Below are 24,398 nucleotides of genomic sequence, written 5' to 3'. Positions count from 1 at the left end.
GTTTTCAGATTTTTGGGCGAAAAAAGAGCCCCTCCACCTCCATACGGAGTGAAGCGACTCTCCTAGCTACCCTTAGTACATACTCACATTATCAAAGTTGCTGCTCGCCCGATGCGAGTATAGACCTATTTGTCCCGCGGTGAAACTCGTATCCGTCGTCGTTAGCTGTTTCGTTCCGTTCACCCAGAACTCTAGCGTGCTGCCATTCGCCACAGCTTTGAAGTCGTACCAGGTTCCCAAGGTGAACGTGAATGGCACCGTGACGAGGTCGGTAGGCGTACCGCCGACGACTTTAAGGATCTTCAAACTATTCGTAGACTTATAGTACATAAATGTATAATAATTATTCGCATCCACGCGACGTGCGACGAGACCGACACCCGCTAGATTGCCGGCATCGAAGCTGTCAGCTTTGACTTTTGCCGCAACCGCATAGTTCTGCCAAGTGCTCAAGCCCGAATATGCGCTGACGTTAGCCGTTGTATTATTCGACTGGTTATACACCTTCGTTCCGTCTGTAACAACGCTCCATATGCCACCTGTCGTTGCCCAGCTCGAGGCCGAACTCGACTCAAAATCATCGCCGAAAATAGGTGCCACGTTCACACTATCAAATTTGGCATTTGCCCGATGTGCGTACATTCCAATTTTTCCTGATGTAAGCGTCGTGTCCGTGCCCGTTAACTGCTTCGTCCCATTCACCCACAGCTCCAATGTGGATCCGTTCGCAACAGCTTTGAAGTCATACCAAGTGCCTGTGTTGAATGTAAAAGGTGTCGTAATCACATCCGAAGCAACACCGGCGGAGATCTTGGTGATTTTCAACATATTCGTCAGCTTATAGTACATGAATGCGTAATAATTACTACTATCCACATACCGTGCCACGACGCCAACCCCAGCGTAATTCCCCGCATCGAATGCGTCCACTTTAAGCTTCGTAGAGACAGTATAATGCTGCCATGTACTGTCACCGATAAAAGCAGTAGCTCCGCCAATCGTCGTATTCGACTGGTTATATACCTTCGTTCCATCTGTGATAACGCTCCACGTCCCACTTGTCGTCGACCACCCTGCCGCTGATCCAGACTCGAAATCATCACTCAGAAGCGCGATCGAAGTGGTGCTCGTCGTGCCCGGATTACCATCCGTTTGGAAACTAATCGTAACCGTATCCGACGAACCACCTGCTTCACTGAACGTTAGGGTCTTGGAGTAACTCGAATTTGGTGCCAAACCTACCGTATTAATCGTAAAATAGATCTCCCGCTCCCCACGCAAATTCCCTGAGGATTGTGTAAGCGCAAGCCAATCGCCTTGACCACTAACGGTCCAATTCGTGCTCAAACCGCCGCCTTTATTGACGATCTTCAATTTGTGCTTTTGCGAGCTGTTAATTACGTTTTTCGTCCCGACGTTGATACTGGCTGGCACGTCAATTTTGGCTGCTGGGATACTTCCCAATGCGCCAAGCTGATTCGTTTCTTGAAACTTCGTTATCGTTCCCTTCTTGGCTGTTAATTTCAATTGCAGCCATTGAGCCGAAACACCTGAAGGTGGCGTAAAGGTAATCGCTTGCTCCACTTTGTTGCCATACGGAACCGAGACATTAAATGTACCCGTTTGGAAACTCGTGTAAGTGCCATTCACGGGATTCAAATATCCCGCTTCCCAATTCACATCCACGCTCGTTCCGTCTTGCTGTTCATCGTTATAGACAATAAGGGTCCGATTCGCAGCCGTACCGCCTGTAAATACGATAGGTGCAACTCCGATCAAATTATTCTTATCGCCATCCTTGTCAAAAGCAGCAACAGGTGAATACGTATTGCGAGTGTACTCATACGAGTCCGACTTGATAAAAGCAGGTTTCGCTGGATCATACGCGTTAAACACAGGCCGACTAATCGCTACCGGCTTCAATCCAGGTGCCGTCATATCCGACCACGTTGGATACAACGTATCCTCTGTCACCTCATAGGCATAGATCCAATTCGCATAATAGCGAATATCCGCAAAACCCGCATACCGCATCGCTCTCGTCATCCGATCAGCCGCACGGTGCCATACGGCTTGTGAAACGATATTATCGTTCAAAATATCTTTAGCCAATGTTGCGTTATAACTCCCATTCGCATTGAGGGTCGGCCATCCACCCGAAGGAGTGTACGCTTCCCCTTCGCCTTTTGGCTTCGTACTATTATTCGTGTACAGCCCATACATCGTGCTATTGTTCAACCAGCCGATTTGATAGCCGCCCGTATAGTGATGATTCTCTTGATCTGTTGTTGTAAAATCATCCTGAATAATCGGCTTCGAGGTATCAATCGATAGAATCGCTGCTTCAATGGTTGGATGCAAAATGGTCGTATTATTGCTCGTTGAACTCCAATTTTCATTTCCACCGCTCCAGATCACAATACTTGCATGATTCTTCCTCGCATTGACCCATTGTTTAACCCATTTCGTAATGTGATCCATCGCATCCGTCGTATAACTATGCACACTGTGATACTGCCAGTAAGGCGTCTCATCAATGAGAAGTAGGCCGATTTCATCCGCATAGTCGTAGACTTGCTTAATCCCACCGTGAATGTGCGTCCGAGCAACGTTGTAGGTGGTCTTCCATTCATCCATGGTTAGTTTGACCTCAGCAATGCTCGCATTCGCATACGATTGCGATGAGCTATATGCTGCGCCATGCCCGCTACCCGTTGCCCAGTTGAACTGCAGCGCGTCTCCGCGGAGGTTCGTTTTGATGCCATTCAGTTGATAGTAATTCGTATAAACATCAAACTGTCTAAATCCAAACCGCGTTGCCAAGCTGTCGATCGTGACTGCGCCTTGAGTAAGACTCGAATTCAAATTATAAAGCTTCGGATCGTGCGTCCACCAATACTTCGCATTCGTCCAGGCAACAGATGACCACGTCACCGTTTGTGAACTATTGGCTGCCACAGTCACCGTCTGGTCTGAGAACGTCTTCTCAGTTCCTCCACCAACAAGTTGCGCACTATTCTTCACTGTGACAGTCTGACTGATCGCTGTTGCATTCGTCACCGTCGTTTTCACCGTAATTTCATCGTCGGTAGGTGAGGTGTTATTTTTCAAATCGGTGATCACGAAGGTATCTGAAATAAATACTTTGGGATAAGCCACCAAGGCTACATCATCATTAATGCCTCGCCCTTGCCCCCAACTCTGATTATCCACACCAATGGGATATAGCGATTTTCCACTCGCATCCTTGGCATCGGCTGGCAGCGCATAGTAACCCCACACGCGTACTTCTAACGTATTCGTCCCTCCAACAATAGCCAGAGGTGTGATATCCAGCTTATATGGCAACCTCGTCATCAAGTATCCGTCCGTTTCTGTTGCTAATTGCGTGCCGTTAACGAATACTTTGGAGAGCGGACCGATATTCTCGAGGTCAAGGAAGATCTCCTTCCCTGTCATGGATGAAGGCACCGTGAAATTTCGTTTATATACGCCATAATTCAGTGTATTCCAAGATGTTGGGTACCCAAAACCAGCAGATGTATCCCAATAGGAAGGAACCGTAATATCGTAGCGGGTCGTTCCGCCATTCGGGTAAAAGTCCCACACCCCATTCAATGAAACCTGCTCCCGACTCGTTTCCGCATGTGCGTTGTTTGACAGGGCAAAACATGTACTTATCAGTAACGAAGTGAATAAGAACAAGACGATTCTAAGATTCATTTTGCCTATACCCCACGGTATTCGCATTTAACGTCCTCCTTCTAATGAGTGCTCGATCAGCAATAGTAAACGCTTACATAACCTAGTTCTATTAATCCCCTCCTCTCATTGGCAGTTCCTTATTTCTCATTAGCTTTGATAGTCACAGCTTGCTCACCCACCGTTATTGCCACCTGACATTCACCGGATTGGGTTAACAGCATCTGAATCTCCACATGACCATCTACCTCATTCACCTTCAAAAACTCCAACTGCCACGCCTCACTTTCATTCGCCTCACCATCAGGCAAACATAACGTAGTGATAAACGCTCTTTGTGTAAAAGATTGACGGTACGCCAGCACGGGGATCGCTTGCTTCGTCCCATACTGATCAGATCTCCAGCCTTCTTTAGTCGTCAGAGACGCGCTAACACAAGCACTTCCGGCCCAGTACATCCGACAACTCGATGTCTTGCCACGCTCCTCCTCGTATGAAATCTCAGCTTCTATAACCTCATCACCCCGACGATTGCAAACCGTCACCCTAGCAGAATCGGATAAATGGAACAACTGCTGCATATCATGCATGCCTACGCCATCCAACCCATCCACAATAAGGAGGAACGGGAGCTCTTTCCCCATCAACAGCCATCTCCGATGAACGACTGGATCGCTTAATCGCGCGTAGCCTTGATGCGAGGCATCAATGAAATCATAAGACTCGCATGACACCCAGCGATGAACCGCAACTGTCGCTTCCGGCTCTCCCCATTGCTGCGTCGAGACGTACGGCTTCTGATCCTGATCATCGACCGTGATCGTATTGTGCGATGAAGTCCCTTTGAAATACCTCCGCCATTCGCCCTCTTGGTACGTGTATCGGCCTGAATCGCCAAAAATCAAACGCCCTCTATGCATCCATTCAACATGCAATGCATCCGCATGACCATGTGCCCCGCCTAACGGTGCTGCGTCAAAGAACACATACTGCTGCGCATCTTGCATCACATAATAACCCGAATCAGGGAAGGCAATCGTTGACGGAATTCCTTTCTCCTTAGATCCCATCCGCTCCAGCCAATAGGCAAACTTCTCGCGCCCTAACAGCCAGAGCAATTCCTCACTGATCTCGCCTTGCAGACAGATCGCTTCATTCTCGCAAATCGCGCCAATGAAGCCGATTTTCGCTCGCACATCCTCTCCGCTATCCGAGTCAGATAGCGCAACAGCCTTGCCATCTGGCCGAATCGTAGCTACGCTAAAGGCCACCATCGATTTCAGCTTTTCCAAATAGCTGTTGGGAAAAGGGCGGCCTGTCTGCTTCGCCAGTAGAAACGGCGTTCCAAACATATCTAAGCTGGCTGTATGATAATGCGGTGTCAGCTCATTTTGAATGCCATCTGCACGAATCTGATCGTGCAGGCAAAGCGTAAGCCGCTCTTGCGCAAGCTGGCGCCAATACGGCGCCTCCACATGATCGGCGAGGAACGTACCAACCATGAACAACCCTTGCATGTGCATGGTTGCATGATTGATCGAGGTTTCCCCGAGATACCTCGATAGAAACGTAGCCTGCTCAACAAGGCTGTCACGCCACCTCTTTTCAAAATCATCATCCAGCAACGCACTATGGCTCATCAACATGTAGCCCCAAACCCAGGATTGCACACGCAATCCCACTTCGAGTAACCGCCACGGACCAGGTCGCTGGAAGTACACCATTTGCTCGTAAGTTAGCGAGGTTGGCTTTGGATTCTGCTCAATCCAACTCGAGATATGCCGCTTATATGCTTCCACATACCGTTCATCACCTGTTAACAAATAAGCAATCCCCAAGTCGCGCAGATGCCAATGTCGATTGAGAATCCATGTATACTCCAAGTCTTCTGTAGGATTGTACAGCCAATCAGGCTGAATACCGTGATCGATCCATACCTCGGCCGCCATCGTATAAGGAAGCTTAAACTTACCCTCACAGGCATGTTCAGCTTTCTCCACAATTTGTTCCACACGTAGAGAGAAATACACTTTAAACGTCCCAGCCGCTTCACGGAGCTCCGCATTGGTCACATAAAATTGCATCATGTTCTCCTTTTCCTCTTGTACTATCCTTTGACCGAACCTGCTGTGACGCTGATAAACGATTTATTCGCAAGGATATACACGACGAGTATTGGCAAAATGGACATACACGCGCCAGCGAGCATAATGTGCGTCTCAGCAGCTGCCGAGGTGCCGTATCGTAAACTTGCTAAACCTACGGTCAGTGTTTGAAGTGCTGGCTTCGTCATCGTGAACACTAACGGTAGAATGTATTCATTCCACGCATTCCGGAACACGAACAGTCCTGCAACGCCAAGCCCAGGTGCAAGCAACGGCAGGATAATCCGCCAGTAAATGCCATACACACTGCAGCCGTCAATCTTCGCCGCCTCATCTAGATCTCGCGGGATGCCTTTGAAGAAACCAATCAACGTAAAGAACGTAGCTGCATGACCACTGATCAGAATGATCACAACGCCCCATAAAGACTTGTGCAGGTTCAAATGCACCATCAACTCGAATTGCGGGCGCAGTACAACAGCGCCTATCGAAATGAACATCGTGGACGCGAGCAGCGCCACGTAGACTTTTTTACCCGTAAACTCCTGTCGATCCACCGCATAAGCAGCTAATGAAGCGACAAGTAAACTTCCTATTGTAGTTGCGATGCTGACGAACAAGCTATTCATCGTAAAATGAGCGAAATTCGCTCCCTTCCAAGCCTTCACGTAATTGGAGAACTGCCAGATAGATGGCCAGAACGTGGCCCCTGTGGTTACTTCTGCATTCGTTTTGAAAGAACCAAGGACAGCCATGATGACCGGAAATAAAGTGAACACCACGATCAGAAGCAGGAATACCCAGAGAATGAGCTTACCCGCCAGCTTCGCTATGAATAGTGAGACATAGGAGGGCAGCGATGATGTTTTGCTATTCGTTATACGAGATGGAACCGTCTGCATATATGCCTCTCCTCCTATTCGTTAATCTGATTCAAGCGTTTGGATAGATAAAAGTAACCTAACGTCACGACCCCTACTATCAAAGCGGAAACGAATCCAACTGCACTGCCGTATCCGATTTGCTGCTGAACAGCACCGCCTGCCGACGAAACCGGGAAGAAGAGCTTATACACATAGAGATACATGACCTCGGTTTTGCCAATCGGCCCGCCTTCGGTCAATACCATGATACTCTCATAGCCTTTCAAGGCTGCTGTTATGGCGAGTAGAACGATCATTTGCAGCACGGGTCCTAACATTGGGACCGTGATGTAAATAAATTTCTTCCAACCATTTGCCCCGTCAATAGCGGCACTTTCGTAGACGTCCTGCGGTATATTTTGCAATCCGGCGAGAAACAGCAGCATATAGTTCCCGATGGCACCCCAAACGGCGATGATGATCATCGTGAGCATGGCAAACTTCGTTCCCAGCCAATCAATGTTCGAATGGATAATGCCGTATTTCACTAAATATTGATTGAGAATCCCATTATACGAATTGAAAATAACGTAGAAGACGACAGACATAACAGCTGTACTAATGACCGTTGGTAGAAAATAAATCGCACGAAACAGATGACGTCCACGCAGTGCCCCATTCAGAATCACGGCGAGCACTAAGGCGATGGGTAAAGTTAGAATGATTTTGCCCCCAGCATAGACCAAGGTATTGATAACGGATTGCCAATACGTGTCATCTTCATAGAGTCGTCTGAAATTATCTAAGCCATTAAAAGTCTTCTCACCATAGCCAGGATAGCTGTAAAACATATAGTGCATGGCCCACCCTAACGGGTAAATACTAAGCACCAAGGTTAGAAAAAGACTCGGAAATGTGAGGATATAAGGGGCAAGCGCATGCTTTCGCTTCATCATTGCAAAGCTCCTTTCAGCTTGAGAAAAAAAGCTATCCGCTTTCAAACACTCGGATTCAGCGGATAGCCTCCTCTCCTAGCGTGATCTTATTTCACTAAACTGCCTTGCAGATTTTTCGCATCAAAGTCAGGCATTGGTTGATTCTTCGTCGTGCCCGCTGTTCTAGCTTTATCCAATGCAGCGTTATAGCGCGTCGACAAATCTGTCGTTATTTTATTCACATCGCCGCCCTCTAAGATGTATCTCAACGCTTCATCACCCAAATTCTTACCCTCTGGTGTTACTGCTGGGACAACTGGGAACAGAGCGTCGTATTTGTTAGGCAGGAATAAGTCCATATTGGCGAAACCTGGTTTCTTCGCAACGGCCAGAACGTCTGGAACAGCGGAGATCCCTACGCTATCTTCTTGGTATGTTTTCAACACTTCCGGACCGTACATCGTTTCGATGAATTTCCACGCTTTCGCTTTATTCGCCGATTTCGCACTCATGGCGAGCCATACCGTCGCATTGGAGAAAGGCGAAGCGCCATTAATGGTGCCATCGACCGTTGGAATTGGCGCTGCACTCCATTTGATTTTCGCAGGGAATTGGTTCTTGAATACACCTGGTTCACTCGCATGGTTGATGTACATACCGATTTTACCTTCAGCAAACTGTGCACGGAGCGGATCGATATCCAGTAGCTCGAAACCTGGAATCATGCTGCCATCTTGCTTCATTTTGCGCAGAGCCTCGAGCATTGGGATTTGACTGGAGAAATCGAACTTACCCGTCTTGAAGTTAAAGCCATCTAGGATCCCTGTGCTCAGCGCGACAACTGGTGAAGCGGAACGGCCAAAACCGCCGTTGTTTTTGAAGTTGCCTGCGAAGCCATAAGCACCAATATCCTTGCCTGCAACGGTCAGTTTCTTAGCTGTTTCAACCAGTTCATTAATGGTTTTCGGCGGTGCTGCAATGCCAGCCTTTTGGAAGAGATCTACGTTATAAATAAGGCGCCACGTGATACCGTAATTCGGTAAGGAGTAGATTTTATTGTCCACACGATTTCCGTCGTCGATGATGAGGTTTTTAAAACGATTTTTGAATTCAGGGGTCATGTAGGTATCTAATGGTTCTAGGTAGCCTTTCTTGATGAACGGAGCGAAATTTGAGCCTGATGTTTTGATAATGTCTGGTGCTTGATTACTAGCGAATGCAACATCCAAGGACTGTTCATAGTTGTCAGCCATGATCGTAACTTCCACTTCGATATTGTCCTTATTCTCGGCGTTATACTTCGCGATTTCCGCTTTGATATGATCCGATGCCCCACGGTCGTTCGTCCAGTACGTTAGCTTTGTTTTGGGGCCGGCGGTTGCTGCTGGCGCTGCGGAACTTGCCGCTGCTGTTGCTGCAGCTGTCGCTGCAGGGCTTGCAGAGGTATCCGCTGAATTGCTGCTCCCGCAAGCAGATAAGGTGACTAGCAGAGCTGCGGATGCAGCGAGATGAAACGGTTTAGTACGCATAAATGGTTGGCCTCCCTTTTCTTTTCCCATGTGTTTACTTCTAAAGTGTAAGCGAATTCACTCTAGCTGTGAGGAGGGTAAAACCACTTTCCGATAGGAAAATATGATGGTATTAAGACGGTTTATAGCCTTGTTTGAACTCCGTCGGTGTCATCCCGACATGCTTTTTGAACACGTCTGTAAAGTAGGAACGATCTTCGTAACCGAGATGAATCGCCACTTCTTGCACCTGTTTATCGTCAAGGAGCATCTCTTTCGCCTTCTCGATACGCAGTCCGGTCATATAGTTGATGAGCGTCGTCCCTGTCACCTTTTTGAACAGATTCGCAAAATAACTGCCGCTCAAATACACATGCTTCGCTAAATCAGTGACCGTTACGTTCTTGTCCAAATTCTCCCGCATATAGTGAATGGCTTGGGCGATGACCGAGTCTGCTTCCAGCTCACGTTGCTTCTGCATAGCATCGCAACCCGCCGAAACCAATTGACCAAGCAGTTCATTTAACTCCCGAAGCGTCAAGCGCTCCCCCTTTTTCAGAAGATCCAGCTTCATTGTCAGCTCGTCCATCCCACTTGGTTCCGTAATTTTCTCAGCAAAAATGCGATACATAAGCAGCCCTAGCTCATAGCACACATTCATCACATCGCTAGGTTGTAAACCCGAATAGCCATGGACAATGCTCTGCAGAAGAGGCAGTGCTCTCTCTTGATTGCCCATACGCAAGTAATTGAACAGCTCTTTCTCTTGCTCAGCACTATGTCTAGAAACGGTAGCGGCGTGATGCTGAATGTCTTCGTAGTAGAAAACACTATTCCCGCCCGTGTAGAAATTGTGGGACAAGGCTTCCGTTGCCTGCTGATAGGACTGCGGCAGTTCGTGAATCGTTCTCGCCTCAAGCCCGACACCTATGGAAATCGAATAGCGGGAGTAGTTCAGCATATGCTCGCGACACTGCTCAGCCAGTGTAACGATGTCCATCTGAGTTGGCACATTCAGCACACATATGAAGCCGCTCAATTGCTCCCGGAATACAATGGATTTCGTCGCAGAAGCGAGTGTTTCTTCGAGGATGTTTTTGACCGCAAAACGGGCCAATTCAACGTCATGAATGCCATGCGTATCTACTTGCTTCGCAAAGCCATCGATTTCAATACACATAATGATGAGCCGCTCCCGATTCAGATCGAGCTTCAAATAGTCCCAACGTTCCTTCAGCCTGACTTCATTGGCGTTGTAACGCAACAACAGATGCAAATATTCTTGACGCAGCAGCGGCATGCTTTCTTTAATTTGACGTTCCATTTCGCTTTGTTTGGCAAAATGAACCCGATCCAGCTCAATTTGTTCTTTCGCTTTCTGCACTACGGCTTCTATCGCCGTTTTCAGGAACGGCTTTGCAATAAAATCGAACGCACCCAGACGCAGCGCTTGTTGCGCATATTCAAAATCAGTGTAGCCGCTGAGCATGATCACTTTGCAATTGGGCATCACCGCCGTGATCGCTTTGGTCATCTCCAAGCCATCCATACGCGGCATCCGAATATCGGTTAGCACGATGTCTGGCCTCAGCTCCAACACCATTTGCAAACCGTCTTCTCCATTGCCTGCTGTCCCTACTACCTGCACACCATGTGTGTCGAATTGGATCAAATCGGCAATCCCGCGAACGACACTTTTAATATCATCAATGACACAAAGTGTGATATCAGCTTTATTCATACTAGACTTCCCCCTTAATCGGAATCGTTATAAATACCCTTGTCGCTTCAAATGACTCACTTGAAAGAACCATTGTTGCCTCGCCGCCATAATACAGCTGCAATCGGTTATAGACATTGCGGAGCGCGTAGCCTTTTTTCTCTATCCCGGGATAATTCAGGCTCAGTTGCAGTTTGTCTGCATCCATGCCGGAACCGTTATCTTCAACAACGATTTGGAGATGGTTATTATGGGATGTAAGTTCTATACGAATTTTTCCACCGGATTCCATATGTTCAAACCCGTGAAGCAAACTATTCTCAACCAAGGGTTGCAGCATGATTTTCATAATCGGAAGTGTCCGAATTTCGTCATCGCTGACCACAATGTCGAAGTCAAAAAGCTCTTCGTAACACAACTGCTGAATCGTCAAATATTGCTGAACATGCAGGAGTTCTTTCTCGACTGTCGTCCATTCTTCGCCATGATTAAGGCCCAATTGAAAGAGCTGAGATAAGGCGATAACCATCGACTTCGAGTTGTCTAACTCACCGGTTTCCATTTTCCAAATAATCGTATTGAGCGTGTTATATAAAAAATGCGGGGAAATCTGCGCTTGCAACGCCTTCGCTTCGGACTTTCGTTTCTCTCGTTCAGCGTCCTTCACTTCGTCGATGAGTTCATTGATTTCCAGCAGCATGCTGTTGAATTTGTGTCCTACCTGACTGACCTCGTCTTGATAATGGCTCTGGAAACGAACGGTCAGATCATTACGCCCTACCTTACTCATTAGCATTTGAAGATGATACAACGGCTTCAACAAGATAGCCGAAAGCACGTTGGATACAAGAACCGCCATGATAATGCAAACGAGCATAATAATGCCGGTCGCCCATTGAATCCAGCTCAAATCCTTGAGCAGATCTGATCTCGATTGTACGCTGAGCAGCAGCCAGTCCGGATTGAATTGCAAAGTCGCGTAATTAATTAGATCATATTGCTCTGTGATACCTACCTCGAAATGCCCCCTCAAGCTCGTCCCAATATGTTTCTCCAGGAAAGCTTTGTCATAGCTCTTGGGCAGGTTCGGCTGATTCATGAGCACACTTGCACCGTTCCGATTCACAAGAAATAAATTCTGATCTTCCTGCTCTGTGTGCCGGTCGGACAGCATGCTTTGGATCGCCTTCTCATTCAGATTCACAACGAAATACATGTTCGGGCTATCACTAATGGATTTCATAACTAACGAAATAACGCGATCTTTTCCTTGAAAAAGAAGATCTTCATGCCCTTCGACCCAGAAGGGCTCTTTGGTCAATTGCGCCTTCTCGTACAGCGGCGAATCGTAGAACGAGTAGCCTTGATTCCGATAGTAGCTGGCGGAATAAAACTCCCCAATCGGCGTCGCGATAAAAATCGACTCGATCGACGGCTCCGCCAGCTTCGCTTGCGTGAACGCCGAGTTCATCGCCGTCATGTGCCCGTAGTAGCCGTCCTTCTTGCCTGCGGCGGAATCCTTCGACATTTGGACAAACGGCTGGGAAATCATAATATTCAGCACCGAAACGAGAATCTGCTTCGCTTTCTCATCCAGCACACGTGCCGATGTGTTCAGATTATCCTGACTCAACTGAAATGTGTTCCGCTCGATGACGCGCGCGCTAATATAGTAAGACAAGCCCCCCGTCGCCGCGATCGAGATGGCAATCAGCAGGACGAACGACACCCACATTCGCTTCTTTAGCGTAAGTTTGTACAGCATGGTCTTCATCAACGTCCACCCCCATGCACACATTGTATCGCAAACGCTTACACGGGGCATCCTGAATTTTCCTTGGGTGTTGATGCGGGGAGTAACTGCGAGGGATCTAGGATGCGCTAATTTTAGATTTCGCGACATTTTCTGAGTTGAGGGGAACCAGAGTGCGCTATTTCTACATTATCGTCTGAATTTGACCACGTTCAATTAGAATAGAGCATCTACGTTCCCCTTGGCATCGCAATTCGCGGCTAATGCATCAAATAGAGCATCTACGTTCCCTTCATCCTTCTGTAATTTCACCCAACCTGCCTACTCCCCCACTTTGCTAATCACGAGGCACTTAACTAGCTACTCTCTATACACCTCTGACTTCCGCACTCCCACCCAACCTGCCTACTCCCCCACTCTCTGAAAGGGAAGTAGGATGCGCTAATTGATCAATTTACACTAATTTCTGGCGTTAGAGGAATGAGAATGCGCTATTTCAGCTTTTTCGTCTGAATTTGAGCAAGTTCGATTAGAATAAGGCATCCTCGTTCCCCTTCTCCTAGCAATTAGCCGCTAAATCCTCCAATAGAGCCCTTACGTTCCCCCAATTAAACTACAGGAGAAGTTTGTAGCTACGTGCGCGTTCATTGCCGCTCGCTACAACCAAAAGCTGCTTATCGCACAATTCATGTAACAGAGTCCTTGCATGTCTTTTGCTTACTTTCAGATGTAAGGATAATTCTGGAGCTGTAAATGGACGTAGTGTTCTGCGAGCAAAACGAATGATTTCACTTTCCAGCCAAGAGAGTGCCAAAGGGACGTCGGTGGCGACAAATTTACCAATAAGCGAAAGAATGAGTTGTTGGCACTGTTTAGGTGCTTCGACAATCGAAGGGTAGGCAATGGGAAGAACTAGCCAACCATCTAGTGCTAGATAGGCGTGTCGGACGCACAAGTCCTTGAACCGCCTTAGCTCCAGATCTCGCGCGTGCGAACTGTATCCTTGGATTTCGATTGCTGCCTTTGCGTCTCCCGGCATGTAGGCGAAATCTAAGTAGCGATAGCTATTCAAGAAGTCACGAACCTCCCATTCAGGATACAGATCATTGAAATTCCCGACCTTTGGATACCAAATGGACCGAAGAAATTCCATCTCCGCATGTCCCAAACCTCGTTCTAAGCGTTCCCTTCTGCGCGGGTTTGTCTCATCTGCAATTTGTTTTGCCATAAATGCCTCAAAAACTTGTTCAAATTTCATCGAATTTTGCTCTCCTTCTGTGGACACAAAACAAAACGCCGCTCTCACCACAATAACTGAAAGGAGTAACTCCTCAGATACCATGATAAAAACGGCGTGTGCTTCACGACCAATTTCATATTATTTGTTTATAAGTATACTAGAATGGGACTGGATCATGCCACACAAACATGTTGTGTTTAAACTTTATTCCTCTTCCGAGTGAACTTGATATTCCGCAAGGGAAACTGTCAGCTCATCCGTAACATGGACTCCCTCAGATACTAACAAAAACTGCTGCAACTGTGCACCCTCATCATCTTGGATCGCAATTTCACCTCGAATGTTGAGTACTCTATGCCAGGGGAGTTTGTGCTTCTTACTCATCGTATGCAAAATTCGCACAACTTGCCGTGCAGCTCTTGGACTCCCTGCTTGCCGAGCAACCTGACCATAGGTCATGACTTTACCTTCAGGAATCGATCGAATGACTTGGAGTACCCGCTCTGTAAAAGGAGTCATTGTACCTGAAGGAACTTGATGCATACTGGCTGTGACATTTCAAGTACACTACCTGTCGGAACAAGCTTCCCGGTAGCCTCATCACGTGCAAAACTTACGATATTGTCAGAGTCTTTATTCGCTACTAAGACAAATCTACCATCAGGTGAAATCCCGAAGTTACGCGGATGCTTTCCTAGGGTAGGCGCATGTTCTACAAGTGAGAGGTGGCCTGTTAGTTCATCAATGGCATAGACAACTAAGCTATCGTGTCCACGATTGGAACCATACAGGAAACGCCCGTCTGGAGAGATGTGGATATCTGCGCAAGCATTTTCACCCTCGAAGGAGACTGGCAAGGTTGAAATGTTTTGAAATTCAGTAAGTTGTCCTAGCTCCTCGTCATAGCCAAACGCCGTCACCGTAGACCCGAGCTCGTTAATGACATAACCAAACTCAAAGGATGGGTGGAATGCAAAATGGCGTGGTCCCGACCCAGGTTTAATCGAGACTTCATGATGTGGAATGAGACGTTTCGCTGTGAGATCTAATCTATATAAAATAATTTTATCAAGCCCTAAATCACAAGCACCGATGAATCGATTCGCACGATCTACGAAAACGGAATGAGCACGCGGTCGATCCTGAACCGGAAGTAAACTTGCACCGTGATGCTGTCGAATATCAGCGGAAGTTCCTAATTGACCGTCAGATTGAATCGGAGATAACCCAACCATACCACCATGATAACTAGTCACCATCACCACTTGGTTCGTGTTGTCCAACTGAATGTGACAAGTTGTGGCTGGCAGGGTGTTTACATGATTGAGAAGGGATAGTTCACCAGATTCGAGATTAATGGTGTACGCACTAGCTGCCCCGCATTTCTGTCCCTCTGCACCTATACCTTCACCAAGTGCGTACAATCTCGAGTTTACATCATCGATCGCAAGAAACGTTGGGTTTTGAAGTCCAGATACGTTATGAGTAAGCGTTAAGCTACCCGTTTCTGCGTCAAATTGTGCCGTATACACCCCCGGATTCTTCGCATCGGCGTAGGAGCCGATAAAAACTAATGTTTGCTTCGTCTGTTGCTGCTTAACCACGGATGTCACTCCCATTCATCTATTTTTCTCTATGAGCATTATCTCAAATCCGTATCATTCGGGCAACTGTTTGGTGGACTGGGGCTTGAAACAGCACAATTATGATGGAAAACGATATTTGGTGGGGTTACTCCAACCGGTGCATTTCAAGTGATTAGCTTGTTAAGTGACTAGTGGTGTTAGGATGACATTGGAGGCTAACGCTAGTTTGGCGAGGAACGTGGATGCTTGGATCGACTTAAATCCCTATAATTCAGGATTCAAAGGGAACGTAGATGTCCTATTAGTTCCATTATCGGCTTAAGTGAGAGTAAGGGGGAACGAGGATGCCTTATTCTTATCAAATAAGGCTAAATAGTTGTTAAGAAGCCGAATTAGCGCACCCTCGTTCCCCTTGAGTCTGAAATTAACCAAATACGAAGAAATAGAGCATCCTCGTTCCCTTTGGGCTGAGGTTGCTGAAACTCGCCAACATCCTACACCAAAAACCCCACTTCATCCGAAGTGGGGCTCTCCATGGAAGGCTTGCTCGCAAGCCTTCCAATCTCTTACACCTTACGCGAAGTCAACTTCGCTTGCGTCAGCAACATCAAGTAGTCGTAGCCGCCTGCTTTGGAATCCGTACCCGACATGTTGAACCCGCCGAACGGGTGAACGCCGACAAGCGCTCCTGTACATTTGCGGTTAATGTACAAGTTACCGCAATGAACGGTCTCCAACGCTTCTGCGATGCGATCTTCGTCCGTGGAGAAGTACGACCCCGTCAACCCGAACTCCGTATCGTTGTACATCGCAATTGCTTCCTTCCAGTCCTTTGCTTTCGCAATCGCGAGTACAGGCCCGAAGATCTCCTCCTGCATCAAGCGCGCCTTGCCGCTCACATTACCAAACACAGTTGGCTGAATGTAATAGCCATTACCTTCGGCTTTGCCGCCGCCAATTAGCACCGTGCCTTCGCTTTTGCCAACTTCGATGTAGTCCAAAATCCGCTCATACGATGCTTTATCAATTACCGGACCTGCCGCGAAGTTTAACTCCGGCAGACCGCTTTGTAGTCTGTTCGTGTAAGCGACAACCTTCTCGACCACTTCATCGTAAACCGACTCTACGATGATGGCGCGGGAACCCGCGGAACATTTCTGCCCTTGGAAGCCAAAAGCCGAAGCTACAATCGCAACTGCAGCTGCTTCCAGATCCGCCGTTTCGTCAACGACGATGCCGTCTTTTCCACCCATTTCAGCGATGACTCGCTTAATCCATATTTGTCCCGGGGCTACATCAGCAGCCAGTCGATTAATCCGTAAGCCAATTTCTTTCGACCCCGTGAAAGAGATAAATCGTGTTTTCGGATGCGTCGTCAGATAGTCGCCAACCTCAGCACCACTGCCTGGAATGAAGTTGATCACGCCCGCTGGGAGGCCCACTTCTTCCATCAAAGCGACGAATTTATGTGCGATAACAGGAGTCGTAGATGCTGGCTTCAACAGTACCGTATTCCCCGAAACAACAGCAGATACCGTCATACCTACACATATTGCAAGCGGGAAATTCCAAGGCGGAATCACAACGCCAACGCCAAGCGGGATGTAGGAAATCTGGTTGTTCTCACCGGGAATTCGCACCAAAGGTTGTGTCTCATTGATCCCGCTCAACCGGATCATTTCACGCGCATAGAACTCGATGAAATCAATCGCTTCCGCGGTATCGACATCGGCTTCTACGTAGTTTTTGCCGGACTCCAGGATCATTAGAGCTGAGAATTCATGCTTGCGTTCACGCATAAGAGCAGCCGCTTTAAACAAGTATTCCGCGCGCTCTCTTGCGGGAACCCGTTTCCAAGACTCGAACGTTTCGAGTGCGGTGTTCATTGCTTTTTCTGCCAAAGCCTGATCCGCCTTACTCACGTACCCGATCACTTCATCCACATTGCCTGGATTGATCGATGTAATCTTCGCTTCCGTCATGACTTTCTCAGCACCAATATATAGCGGGTACTCACGTCCAAGCTCGCCTTTCACCTTCGCGATCGCCGCTTGCATCGCCTTCACATTGTCCTCTAGTGCAAAATTCGTAAACGGTTCATTCGCGTATGGAATTACCTTCGTTGATAATGTAGTCATGTATAATGGCTCCTCTCCGAATAGAAAGCTATTTTAAATGTATTTACCCGTGTTTATTTGAACATATTTTTAAGCACAAACCAGACATTGGCTGGCCGCTCTGCTAACCTTCTCATGAAATATCCAAACCAATCCACACCATACGGCACATAAATGCGAACGCGGTAGCCCTCTTTCACTAGTTGCTTTTGCAAATCTTCACAGATCCCATAAAGCATTTGGAACTCAAACTGATCTTTCCCGATGTTATTCTCACTCACGAACTGCTTTGTAAAATTAATCATCGCCTCATCATGACTAGCGACAGCTGTATAATGTCCGTTCGATAGATGCTTCTGAATAATCACTTTGTAATTCTCATCGACAGCACTTTTCTCTGGAAACGCAACCTCAGGAGACTCTTTATAAGCTCCCTTCACCAATCGCAAATTCGCGCCAAGCGCATGCAAATCATCGATATCCTGCTGGGTGCGGAATAGATAAGCCTGAATCACAATCCCGACATTGTTGTATTCTTCACGCAGCTCACGATAAATATCTAACGAAACCTGACAATGCGCATAATCCTCCATATCAATCCGGACAAAATTCCCATGCATCCGCGCACGATCCAGAATCCGTTTCATGCTGCTTACGCAAAGTTCTCGGCTAATATCAAGCCCTAAGGATGTCATTTTCAGCGATAAATTGGAGCGAACTCCCGAATCCGCTATCGCGTCGAGGGTTTGGATACACATCTCAGCCGATTCTAACGCTTCTTCCTCGCTAAAAACAAACTCGCCCAAATGGTCCAACGTCGCCACGCGGCCATCTTGATTCAAACCACGCACAGCGTTGATCGATTGCTGAATCGTCTCACCTGCTACAAAGCGCGCAGCGCCAAATCGGAGTCCATATTTCTTCGCTAAGCGATTGGCTGCACGACTTTTGCCAAGGGATTGAAACATATTACGCATCATGAGTTCCATCTGCGGTTGCCTCCAAGAATAATTTGTACACTTATGTTTAATTTATAATCGAATTATACAACTTATTTTCAATTTTGAACACTATTTGTTCAATAATATTTTTTAACTTGTACAAAAACCCTTAAAACCCATCCATATCTGTACAATATTCACCCAAGGTCCAAGATGTGTTGAATCGCCTACCTTTTCATGGTAAATTAAAACCAAATATGGCGGCTAAAAGAGGGTTAACATGTTCATGCCTGAACACTTTCCATTAAACACACAAATTCAAACACTTCCATTAGACACGAAACTTACTGAAGTTAGTACGGTTATGCACAGTGGCACTGCCGTACTCGTTCATCATAATCACACGGTTGCGCTATTTACACCTGAGGATGCTGAACTTATGCATGCCTTCACCGCTGTCAATGTGGCTGAGTTACTACTAATTACATCTTTTTTCAATACACAGCAGCATCCTCTAACAAAACTAACCACACCAACACAAGAGCTAGAGCTTTCACAAGGAACGAACAGACACATCCTATGCACGGATGAAACAGGCACGATCGCAGGCTATATCACCTTACATGCGTATGCAAATTATGCTATGAAAGAGCGGCAGAAGTGGCACGCTTACTTTACTGCGCTTGCAGATACAGTGACAGATGCCGTCACCGTCGTTGATCGGGAAGGTGCCGTGATTTGCTGGAACCCAGTCGCAGAAGAACTCTACGGATTGCCGCGGGCTGACATTGTTGGCAAGCGGATCGGGGAACATTTTGACGTGGAAACCTTGATGGTTCTGAAAATGTTAGATGAGGGCCGGCTCATCCGCAATACGTATCACCGTCCGAGGCCAGAAACACATGTCCTCATTAATGCTTCCCCGATCAAAGATGCCGCGGGTACGATCATTGGTGGCATTGCAACGGAACAAGATATTACACAATTGGTGCGATTGAATGAACAATTAACAACAGTCGAGTCCGTAGGGTTCCCTTTTGAAGCGTCGCAGGAAGATCCGTTTGCCCTTATCAAAGGAAAAGGACCTGCAATCGGCAAGGTCATCCAATGGGCCAAAAAAGTCGCCGCAACCGAAACTCCCGTCCTGCTGATTGGTGAATCGGGGGTTGGTAAAGAGCAGTTGGCGCAAATCATTCATCATTCCAGCTCGCGCTCGGCGCATTCTTTTGTAACCGTACATTGTGGTGTTGTGCCTGCGGGGATTCTGGAAACCGAACTATTCGGTTATCAAGGCGGGGCTTTCAGTGGAAGTGAAAGTGGTCAGCCCGGTAAATTAGAATTGGCCAAAGAGGGTACACTGTTTATTAACGATATTGAGAAAATGTCCCTCGAGCTCCAAGCCAAGCTTTATCGCTACATCACCCAGCAAACGCTTGTCCGCTCTGGCGGAAACCAGCCCATTAATGTAAGGACGCGCATCATTATTGCAACGACACAAGATTTGGCCAGCAAACTTGCTTCTCATGAATTTCGAACTGATCTCTATTACGCTTTGAATGTCGTGTCCATTCGAATTCCGCCTCTTCGCGAGCGTGTCGAGGATATTCCAGCAATGGTTCATATGTATCTCAAACAGTTTTCGATGCATTATCAGAAACCAGCTCCTACATTAGCGCCAGAAGTCATTCTGGCATTGACGCAATACGATTGGCCGGGAAATATCCAGGAATTGAAAAATGTGATTGAGCGCAGCATTATTTTGAATGAAGATGATGTTATTACAATAGATCAGCTGCCTCCCGTTCTCCAGGAACAACAGCCTAGTTTAGTTCAGGACACTGAATTATCTACGATGACGTTAAAAGAAACCGTTAGCGAGAGTGATGAAATTACTTTGATTGAAGAGGCATTGGCCAAAACCGCTGGGAATAAGAGTGCTGCAGCCAAGCTGCTTGGGATTTCGCGTGGAACACTTTATAATAAAATGAAAGAATTCGAGATGGAGTAATCTATTAACGGGAAAGAGGGCTTACCCATTGAGGTAGCCCTTTTTATTCTATAGACGCCTCTGTTACTCTACCCCATCCTCACTTTCTTCCAACAATTCAATGACCATTCTCTGCTTTAGTTCTTCTCGATCCAGCAATGGCGACATATCCTCGATCGGACGATTGACGACAAGTTTGGGATTCACGAGCGTACCCTGATGCAACTTCACCTCAACAAGCGCAGAACCGTCTTGTGCCAGTACATGTTGCATGACCTCTTCCGCGCCAGCAGCTTGATCAATTAAGTAAGCGGGAATGCCATACGCCTCAGCAATGCGGACAAAGTTCGGACAACTGTATCCCGTTACCGTAGATTGCCTACGTCCATTGAAATAAACATCTTGAAACTGTCTAACCATGCCAAGCGCGTTATTGTTCATCACCACAATTTTGATCGGCAGCTTCAAATGAAAGATCGTCTCCAGTTCCTGAATATTCACTTGAAAACCGCCATCCCCCGCGATCACGATCACCCTTTTGCCCGGTTCAGCCATGGATGCGCCGATTGCGACTGGAAGTCCGAAGCCCATTGCTCCCATCCCCCCTGCGTTCAGCAACCGCTGTCCCTTCTTTAATCGGAACGATTGGCTCGCCCACATTTGGTGCTGTCCAACATCGAGACATATGATGTCATCTTCCTTACACAAATCAGATAATTTCTCCATGAACAAATTCGGATCAATTCCCCCTAGTTCAATAGGAGGACTTAAGGTCGGGTAACTCTTCTGGTATGACTCCAAATTGTGTATCCAGGCAGAGATATCTTTCTTCTCCCAGCCTTCCAAACGTTTGTTCATTTCTATTAAGAAAGGCTTCACCCCGCACGATAATGCGACATCTGCTTTGACCTTATGATTCAGCTCGACGGACTCGATATCAACATGTACTTTGCGTGCTCCACGAGCAAATGTATCAGGGCGCGTTCCTGTCTGTCTCGTATCGAGCCGGGACCCAAGAATCAGCACGAGATCGCAATTGGCAAGAGCCAGATTGCTGTATCGATTGCCATAAGAACCGATTAAGCCGAAACTGGCTGGATGAACAGCAGGTAGAGCATCGAGTCCCATTAGAGAGTTAACGACAGGAATGCCTGTTGCCTCCACGAAGGTAAGTAATTCCTCTGCAGCTCCGCCCGCTCGTACGCCGCCACCTACTAGAACAAGCGGTCTTGATGACTGAGCCATCAGCTCCATGACCTCATTCAACTGGATTAGATCGCAAGTTGTTCCTTCATTAATCTGTAAGCTTCGGTATTCCTCGCTGTCCCAAAAACTCTCCAGCTGATCAGGATCAATTTCCGCCCGTTGAATATTCATCGGAATATCCAGTAAGACGGGTCCCGGTCTGCCAGACTGTGCCATATAAATCGCCTTCTCAAGGCAATACCGCATTTTATCCGCAGTCGTCACTAGTTCTGCGTATTTCACAAGCGGCTTTACCACGCTAACGATGTCCGTTTCTTGAAATCCAATCTGCCTAACTGGTTTATCAAATTTATATTCATAGGTATTTACCTGACCTGTGATGAAAAGGCACGGGACCGAATCGAAGTAGCAACTGCCGATGCCTGTCAGCATGTTCAATGCGCCGGGTCCGCTGGTCGCCATAGAGACGCCAATCCTACCATTTATCCGCGCATAACCTTCTGCTGCAAAAGCAGCCGCTTGTTCATGATGCATAGAAACACATTGCACATCCTCGCGCGAATGAATCGAATCGAGCAAATGTGCAATAGCGCCTCCGATCATTTCGAAGACGTGTGAAGCCCCCTGTTTCTGGATAAAATCAATCACATAATCCGAACACTTCATCGGTGTAACCCCCTTCAATTACCGGTATCCCCTCGCATATGTTCCTTATTCCATTCCACCGTCCGGATGAGCCCCTCTCTCAAAGTGACAATAGGATCCCAACCCCATAACTGTTTGGATTTTCCAATATCAGCAGACCAAATTGTCGGTTCTATCTTCTTACGAACGTTCTTTCCCCACTGAGGCTCGAATTCCATGCCTATTATTTCTGTCAACATGCCTGCGACCTCGCCAATGGACACTTGGCTACCAGATCCGACGTTGATAATCTCCCCGGTACACGGAGTTCCTTGCATAGCGCGAACACATGCTTCAACCGCATCATCGATATAGATATAATCGCGGACTGAAGTAGGAACGCTCACTTGCGGACGCTGCCTGCTGAGCATCGAACGAATGACATAAGGAATATACCGTTTGGGGTCATCCCAAGGTCCATAAGGAGAAAATAGCCGCAGCGTTACAACCGGAAACTGTTGTTCAACTGCCCGAGTACGGCAATATAACGTCGCTGCTGCCTTGGAGACAGCATAATCGCCAATGGGTTCAAGCAGATCGGTTTCTCGCATTGGAGCTGATTTCATACCGTATTCTGACGAACTGCCCAAATTGATAAAAGCTGCGAACCCCGCTCGTTCACATGCCGACAACAGCTGAATAGTTCCCTGAACATTCATCGCATAGATGGATGCAGCATCATTTTGAAACGAAAATCCTCCGTACACCGCTGCATGAAAGATAACCTCGGGCCGAATGGCCGATACCCGTTCACGAATGCGGTCTGGATCCCGCAAATCCACGTCATGCTCAGTAACATGCGTAAGCAGATCCCGAATCCGCCATTTGTCTGATGACGATCGGGTAAAGATGTGAACATCATATCCATCCACAATCAGCCGTCGTGCCAAACACGACCCGACAAAGCCGGTAGCTCCAGTCACCAGAATCCGCACTCCGAACATCCTCCTTCAAGCCATGTATGCCTCAATCTGCTTCAAGCAGGTACTGCGTGTATCCAACTGTTCCTGGTAGGCATGTACCCATTCTGTAATGCGATCTAGTGTCGTATCGAGTGACCATTTCGGACGCCAGTTCAAGGCACTAGCAGATTTGGAACAATCGAGCTTAAGTACGTTCGCTTCATGTGGATGTTTGACTTGATCAGATCCTCGTTCTATTTCATAGAAGTCATGAGTACCTAGCTTGCTACCCAGCCGTTGAACCACCCATTCCACATTCTGCACATCCGCATCATGAGGACCGAAGTTCCATCCATCCCCATATTTCCCCGTATCTAGCACCATGTGTTCAGCCAAAAGTAAATAGCCGCCAAGCGGTTCTAATACATGCTGCCAAGGTCTGATTGCCGCAGGATTGCGAATGTTCATCACAGTGTTCGACAGATAGGCGCGGATACTATCCGGAATTAATCGATCTTCCGCCCAATCCCCGCCGCCAATGACATTGCCCGCTCGTGCAGTTGCTATACTTATCCCATTATCGGGGTGAAAAAAAGAACTACGAAATGCCGAGGTGACGAGCTCTGAGCAAGCTTTACTGTTCGAATAAGGATCGAAGCCGCCTAGCCTGTCAATCTCTCGGTATCCCCACGACCATTCGCGGTTTTCGTAACATTTGTCCGTAGTCACATTAATGACTGCCCGAATAGAGCTCTTACCACTCGCTGCAGCAGATCGAACAGCTTCCAGCAGGTTTACGGTTCCCATCACATTGACCTCATAGGTGTCTACGGGGTTCTTGTAGGAATTCCTTACAATTGGTTGTGCGGCCATGTGAAAAATAATCGTCGGATCTGTGTCAGCCACCACTTGCCGTAATCGCTCACGATCACGAATATCCGCAAAGAACGATTGCATATCCTTATCCAATCCAGATAAATGAAATAAATTAGGCTCAGTCGGAGGTTGAAGCGCATACCCAATGACATCGGCGCCAAGAGATTGCAGCCACAGGCATAGCCAAGCTCCCTTAAACCCTGAATGTCCAGTAATTAAAACTCTCTTTCCATGCCAAAAAGCTGAATTGACCATACGCCTCCCCTTTCTCCC

At 47.4% G+C, this 24,398-nt stretch carries 16 protein-coding genes; 1 reads left to right on the top strand and 15 read right to left on the bottom strand.

Annotated elements, in window-relative coordinates; translation table 11 throughout:
* Positions 1-72: 72 nt before the first annotated feature.
* From GC096_RS28590 to GC096_RS28535, 12 genes are all read right to left on the bottom strand, one after another.
* Positions 73-3,750 carry a 3-keto-alpha-glucoside-1,2-lyase-like domain-containing protein gene (locus tag GC096_RS28590; protein ID WP_171635054.1) on the bottom strand — a complete coding sequence of 1,226 codons (3,678 nt, stop codon included), beginning with the start codon at positions 3,748-3,750 and terminating at the stop codon, positions 73-75.
* A 92-nt stretch (positions 3,751-3,842) separates the two neighbouring features.
* On the bottom strand, positions 3,843-5,789 hold the full coding sequence (locus tag GC096_RS28585) for an alginate lyase family protein (RefSeq protein WP_171635053.1): 1,947 nt from the start codon (positions 5,787-5,789) through the stop codon (positions 3,843-3,845).
* Positions 5,790-5,809: 20 nt separating this feature from the next.
* The gene (locus GC096_RS28580; protein ID WP_171635051.1) at positions 5,810-6,709 is read right to left on the bottom strand and encodes a carbohydrate ABC transporter permease; all 900 of its coding nucleotides are present in this window, start codon (positions 6,707-6,709) and stop codon (positions 5,810-5,812) included.
* Between the two features lie 14 nt (positions 6,710-6,723).
* Positions 6,724-7,626, bottom strand: a complete 903-nt coding sequence (locus GC096_RS28575) for a carbohydrate ABC transporter permease (RefSeq protein WP_171635049.1) — start codon at positions 7,624-7,626, stop codon at positions 6,724-6,726.
* A gap of 86 nt (positions 7,627-7,712) precedes the next feature.
* A complete protein-coding gene (locus GC096_RS28570; RefSeq protein WP_171635048.1) occupies positions 7,713-9,134 on the bottom strand; it encodes an ABC transporter substrate-binding protein in 1,422 nt (473 codons plus the stop codon).
* A gap of 112 nt (positions 9,135-9,246) precedes the next feature.
* Complete coding sequence (locus GC096_RS28565) at positions 9,247-10,854, bottom strand: response regulator (RefSeq protein ID WP_171635046.1); 1,608 nt, start codon at positions 10,852-10,854, stop codon at positions 9,247-9,249.
* A 1-nt stretch (position 10,855) separates the two neighbouring features.
* Positions 10,856-12,607 (bottom strand): sensor histidine kinase, encoded by a 1,752-nt coding sequence (locus tag GC096_RS28560; protein ID WP_171635044.1) that lies wholly within the window; start codon positions 12,605-12,607, stop codon positions 10,856-10,858.
* Between the two features lie 592 nt (positions 12,608-13,199).
* Entirely contained in the window at positions 13,200-13,844 is a 645-nt protein-coding gene (locus GC096_RS28555) for a transcriptional regulator (protein ID WP_171635043.1), read from the bottom strand.
* A 186-nt stretch (positions 13,845-14,030) separates the two neighbouring features.
* A complete protein-coding gene (locus tag GC096_RS28550; protein ID WP_171635041.1) occupies positions 14,031-14,345 on the bottom strand; it encodes an MGMT family protein in 315 nt (104 codons plus the stop codon).
* A complete protein-coding gene (locus GC096_RS28545) occupies positions 14,342-15,430 on the bottom strand; it encodes a lactonase family protein (protein ID WP_312886364.1) in 1,089 nt (362 codons plus the stop codon). Before GC096_RS28545 ends, GC096_RS28550 begins: the two co-directional genes overlap by 4 nt.
* Before the next feature lie 548 nt (positions 15,431-15,978).
* Positions 15,979-17,550, bottom strand: a complete 1,572-nt coding sequence (gene pruA / locus GC096_RS28540; RefSeq protein ID WP_171635039.1) for an L-glutamate gamma-semialdehyde dehydrogenase — start codon at positions 17,548-17,550, stop codon at positions 15,979-15,981.
* Between the two features lie 53 nt (positions 17,551-17,603).
* On the bottom strand, positions 17,604-18,518 hold the full coding sequence (locus GC096_RS28535) for a proline dehydrogenase family protein (RefSeq protein ID WP_171635037.1): 915 nt from the start codon (positions 18,516-18,518) through the stop codon (positions 17,604-17,606).
* Positions 18,519-18,750: 232 nt separating this feature from the next.
* Here GC096_RS28535 and GC096_RS28530 point away from each other — a divergent pair, with 232 nt between their 5' ends.
* On the top strand, positions 18,751-20,478 hold the full coding sequence (locus GC096_RS28530) for a sigma-54 interaction domain-containing protein (RefSeq protein WP_171635035.1): 1,728 nt from the start codon (positions 18,751-18,753) through the stop codon (positions 20,476-20,478).
* A 63-nt stretch (positions 20,479-20,541) separates the two neighbouring features.
* Here the strand turns inward: GC096_RS28530 and GC096_RS28525 are convergent, their stop codons facing one another.
* Genes GC096_RS28525 through rfbG form a run of 3 tightly spaced genes read right to left on the bottom strand, consistent with a single transcriptional unit; the run spans position 20,542 to position 24,380 of the window.
* Positions 20,542-22,329, bottom strand: a complete 1,788-nt coding sequence (locus GC096_RS28525; protein ID WP_171635034.1) for a thiamine pyrophosphate-binding protein — start codon at positions 22,327-22,329, stop codon at positions 20,542-20,544.
* 14 nt (positions 22,330-22,343) lie between these two features.
* Positions 22,344-23,282 (bottom strand): NAD-dependent epimerase/dehydratase family protein, encoded by a 939-nt coding sequence (locus GC096_RS28520; protein ID WP_171635032.1) that lies wholly within the window; start codon positions 23,280-23,282, stop codon positions 22,344-22,346.
* 15 nt (positions 23,283-23,297) lie between these two features.
* Entirely contained in the window at positions 23,298-24,380 is a 1,083-nt protein-coding gene (rfbG, locus tag GC096_RS28515; RefSeq protein ID WP_171635030.1) for a CDP-glucose 4,6-dehydratase, read from the bottom strand.
* Positions 24,381-24,398 lie beyond the last annotated feature (18 nt).

This window comes from Paenibacillus plantarum (assembly GCF_013141695.1).
Classification (GTDB): Bacteria; Bacillota; Bacilli; order Paenibacillales; family NBRC-103111; genus Paenibacillus_E; species Paenibacillus_E plantarum.
This window is presented reverse-complemented; position numbering and strand designations above follow the sequence as displayed.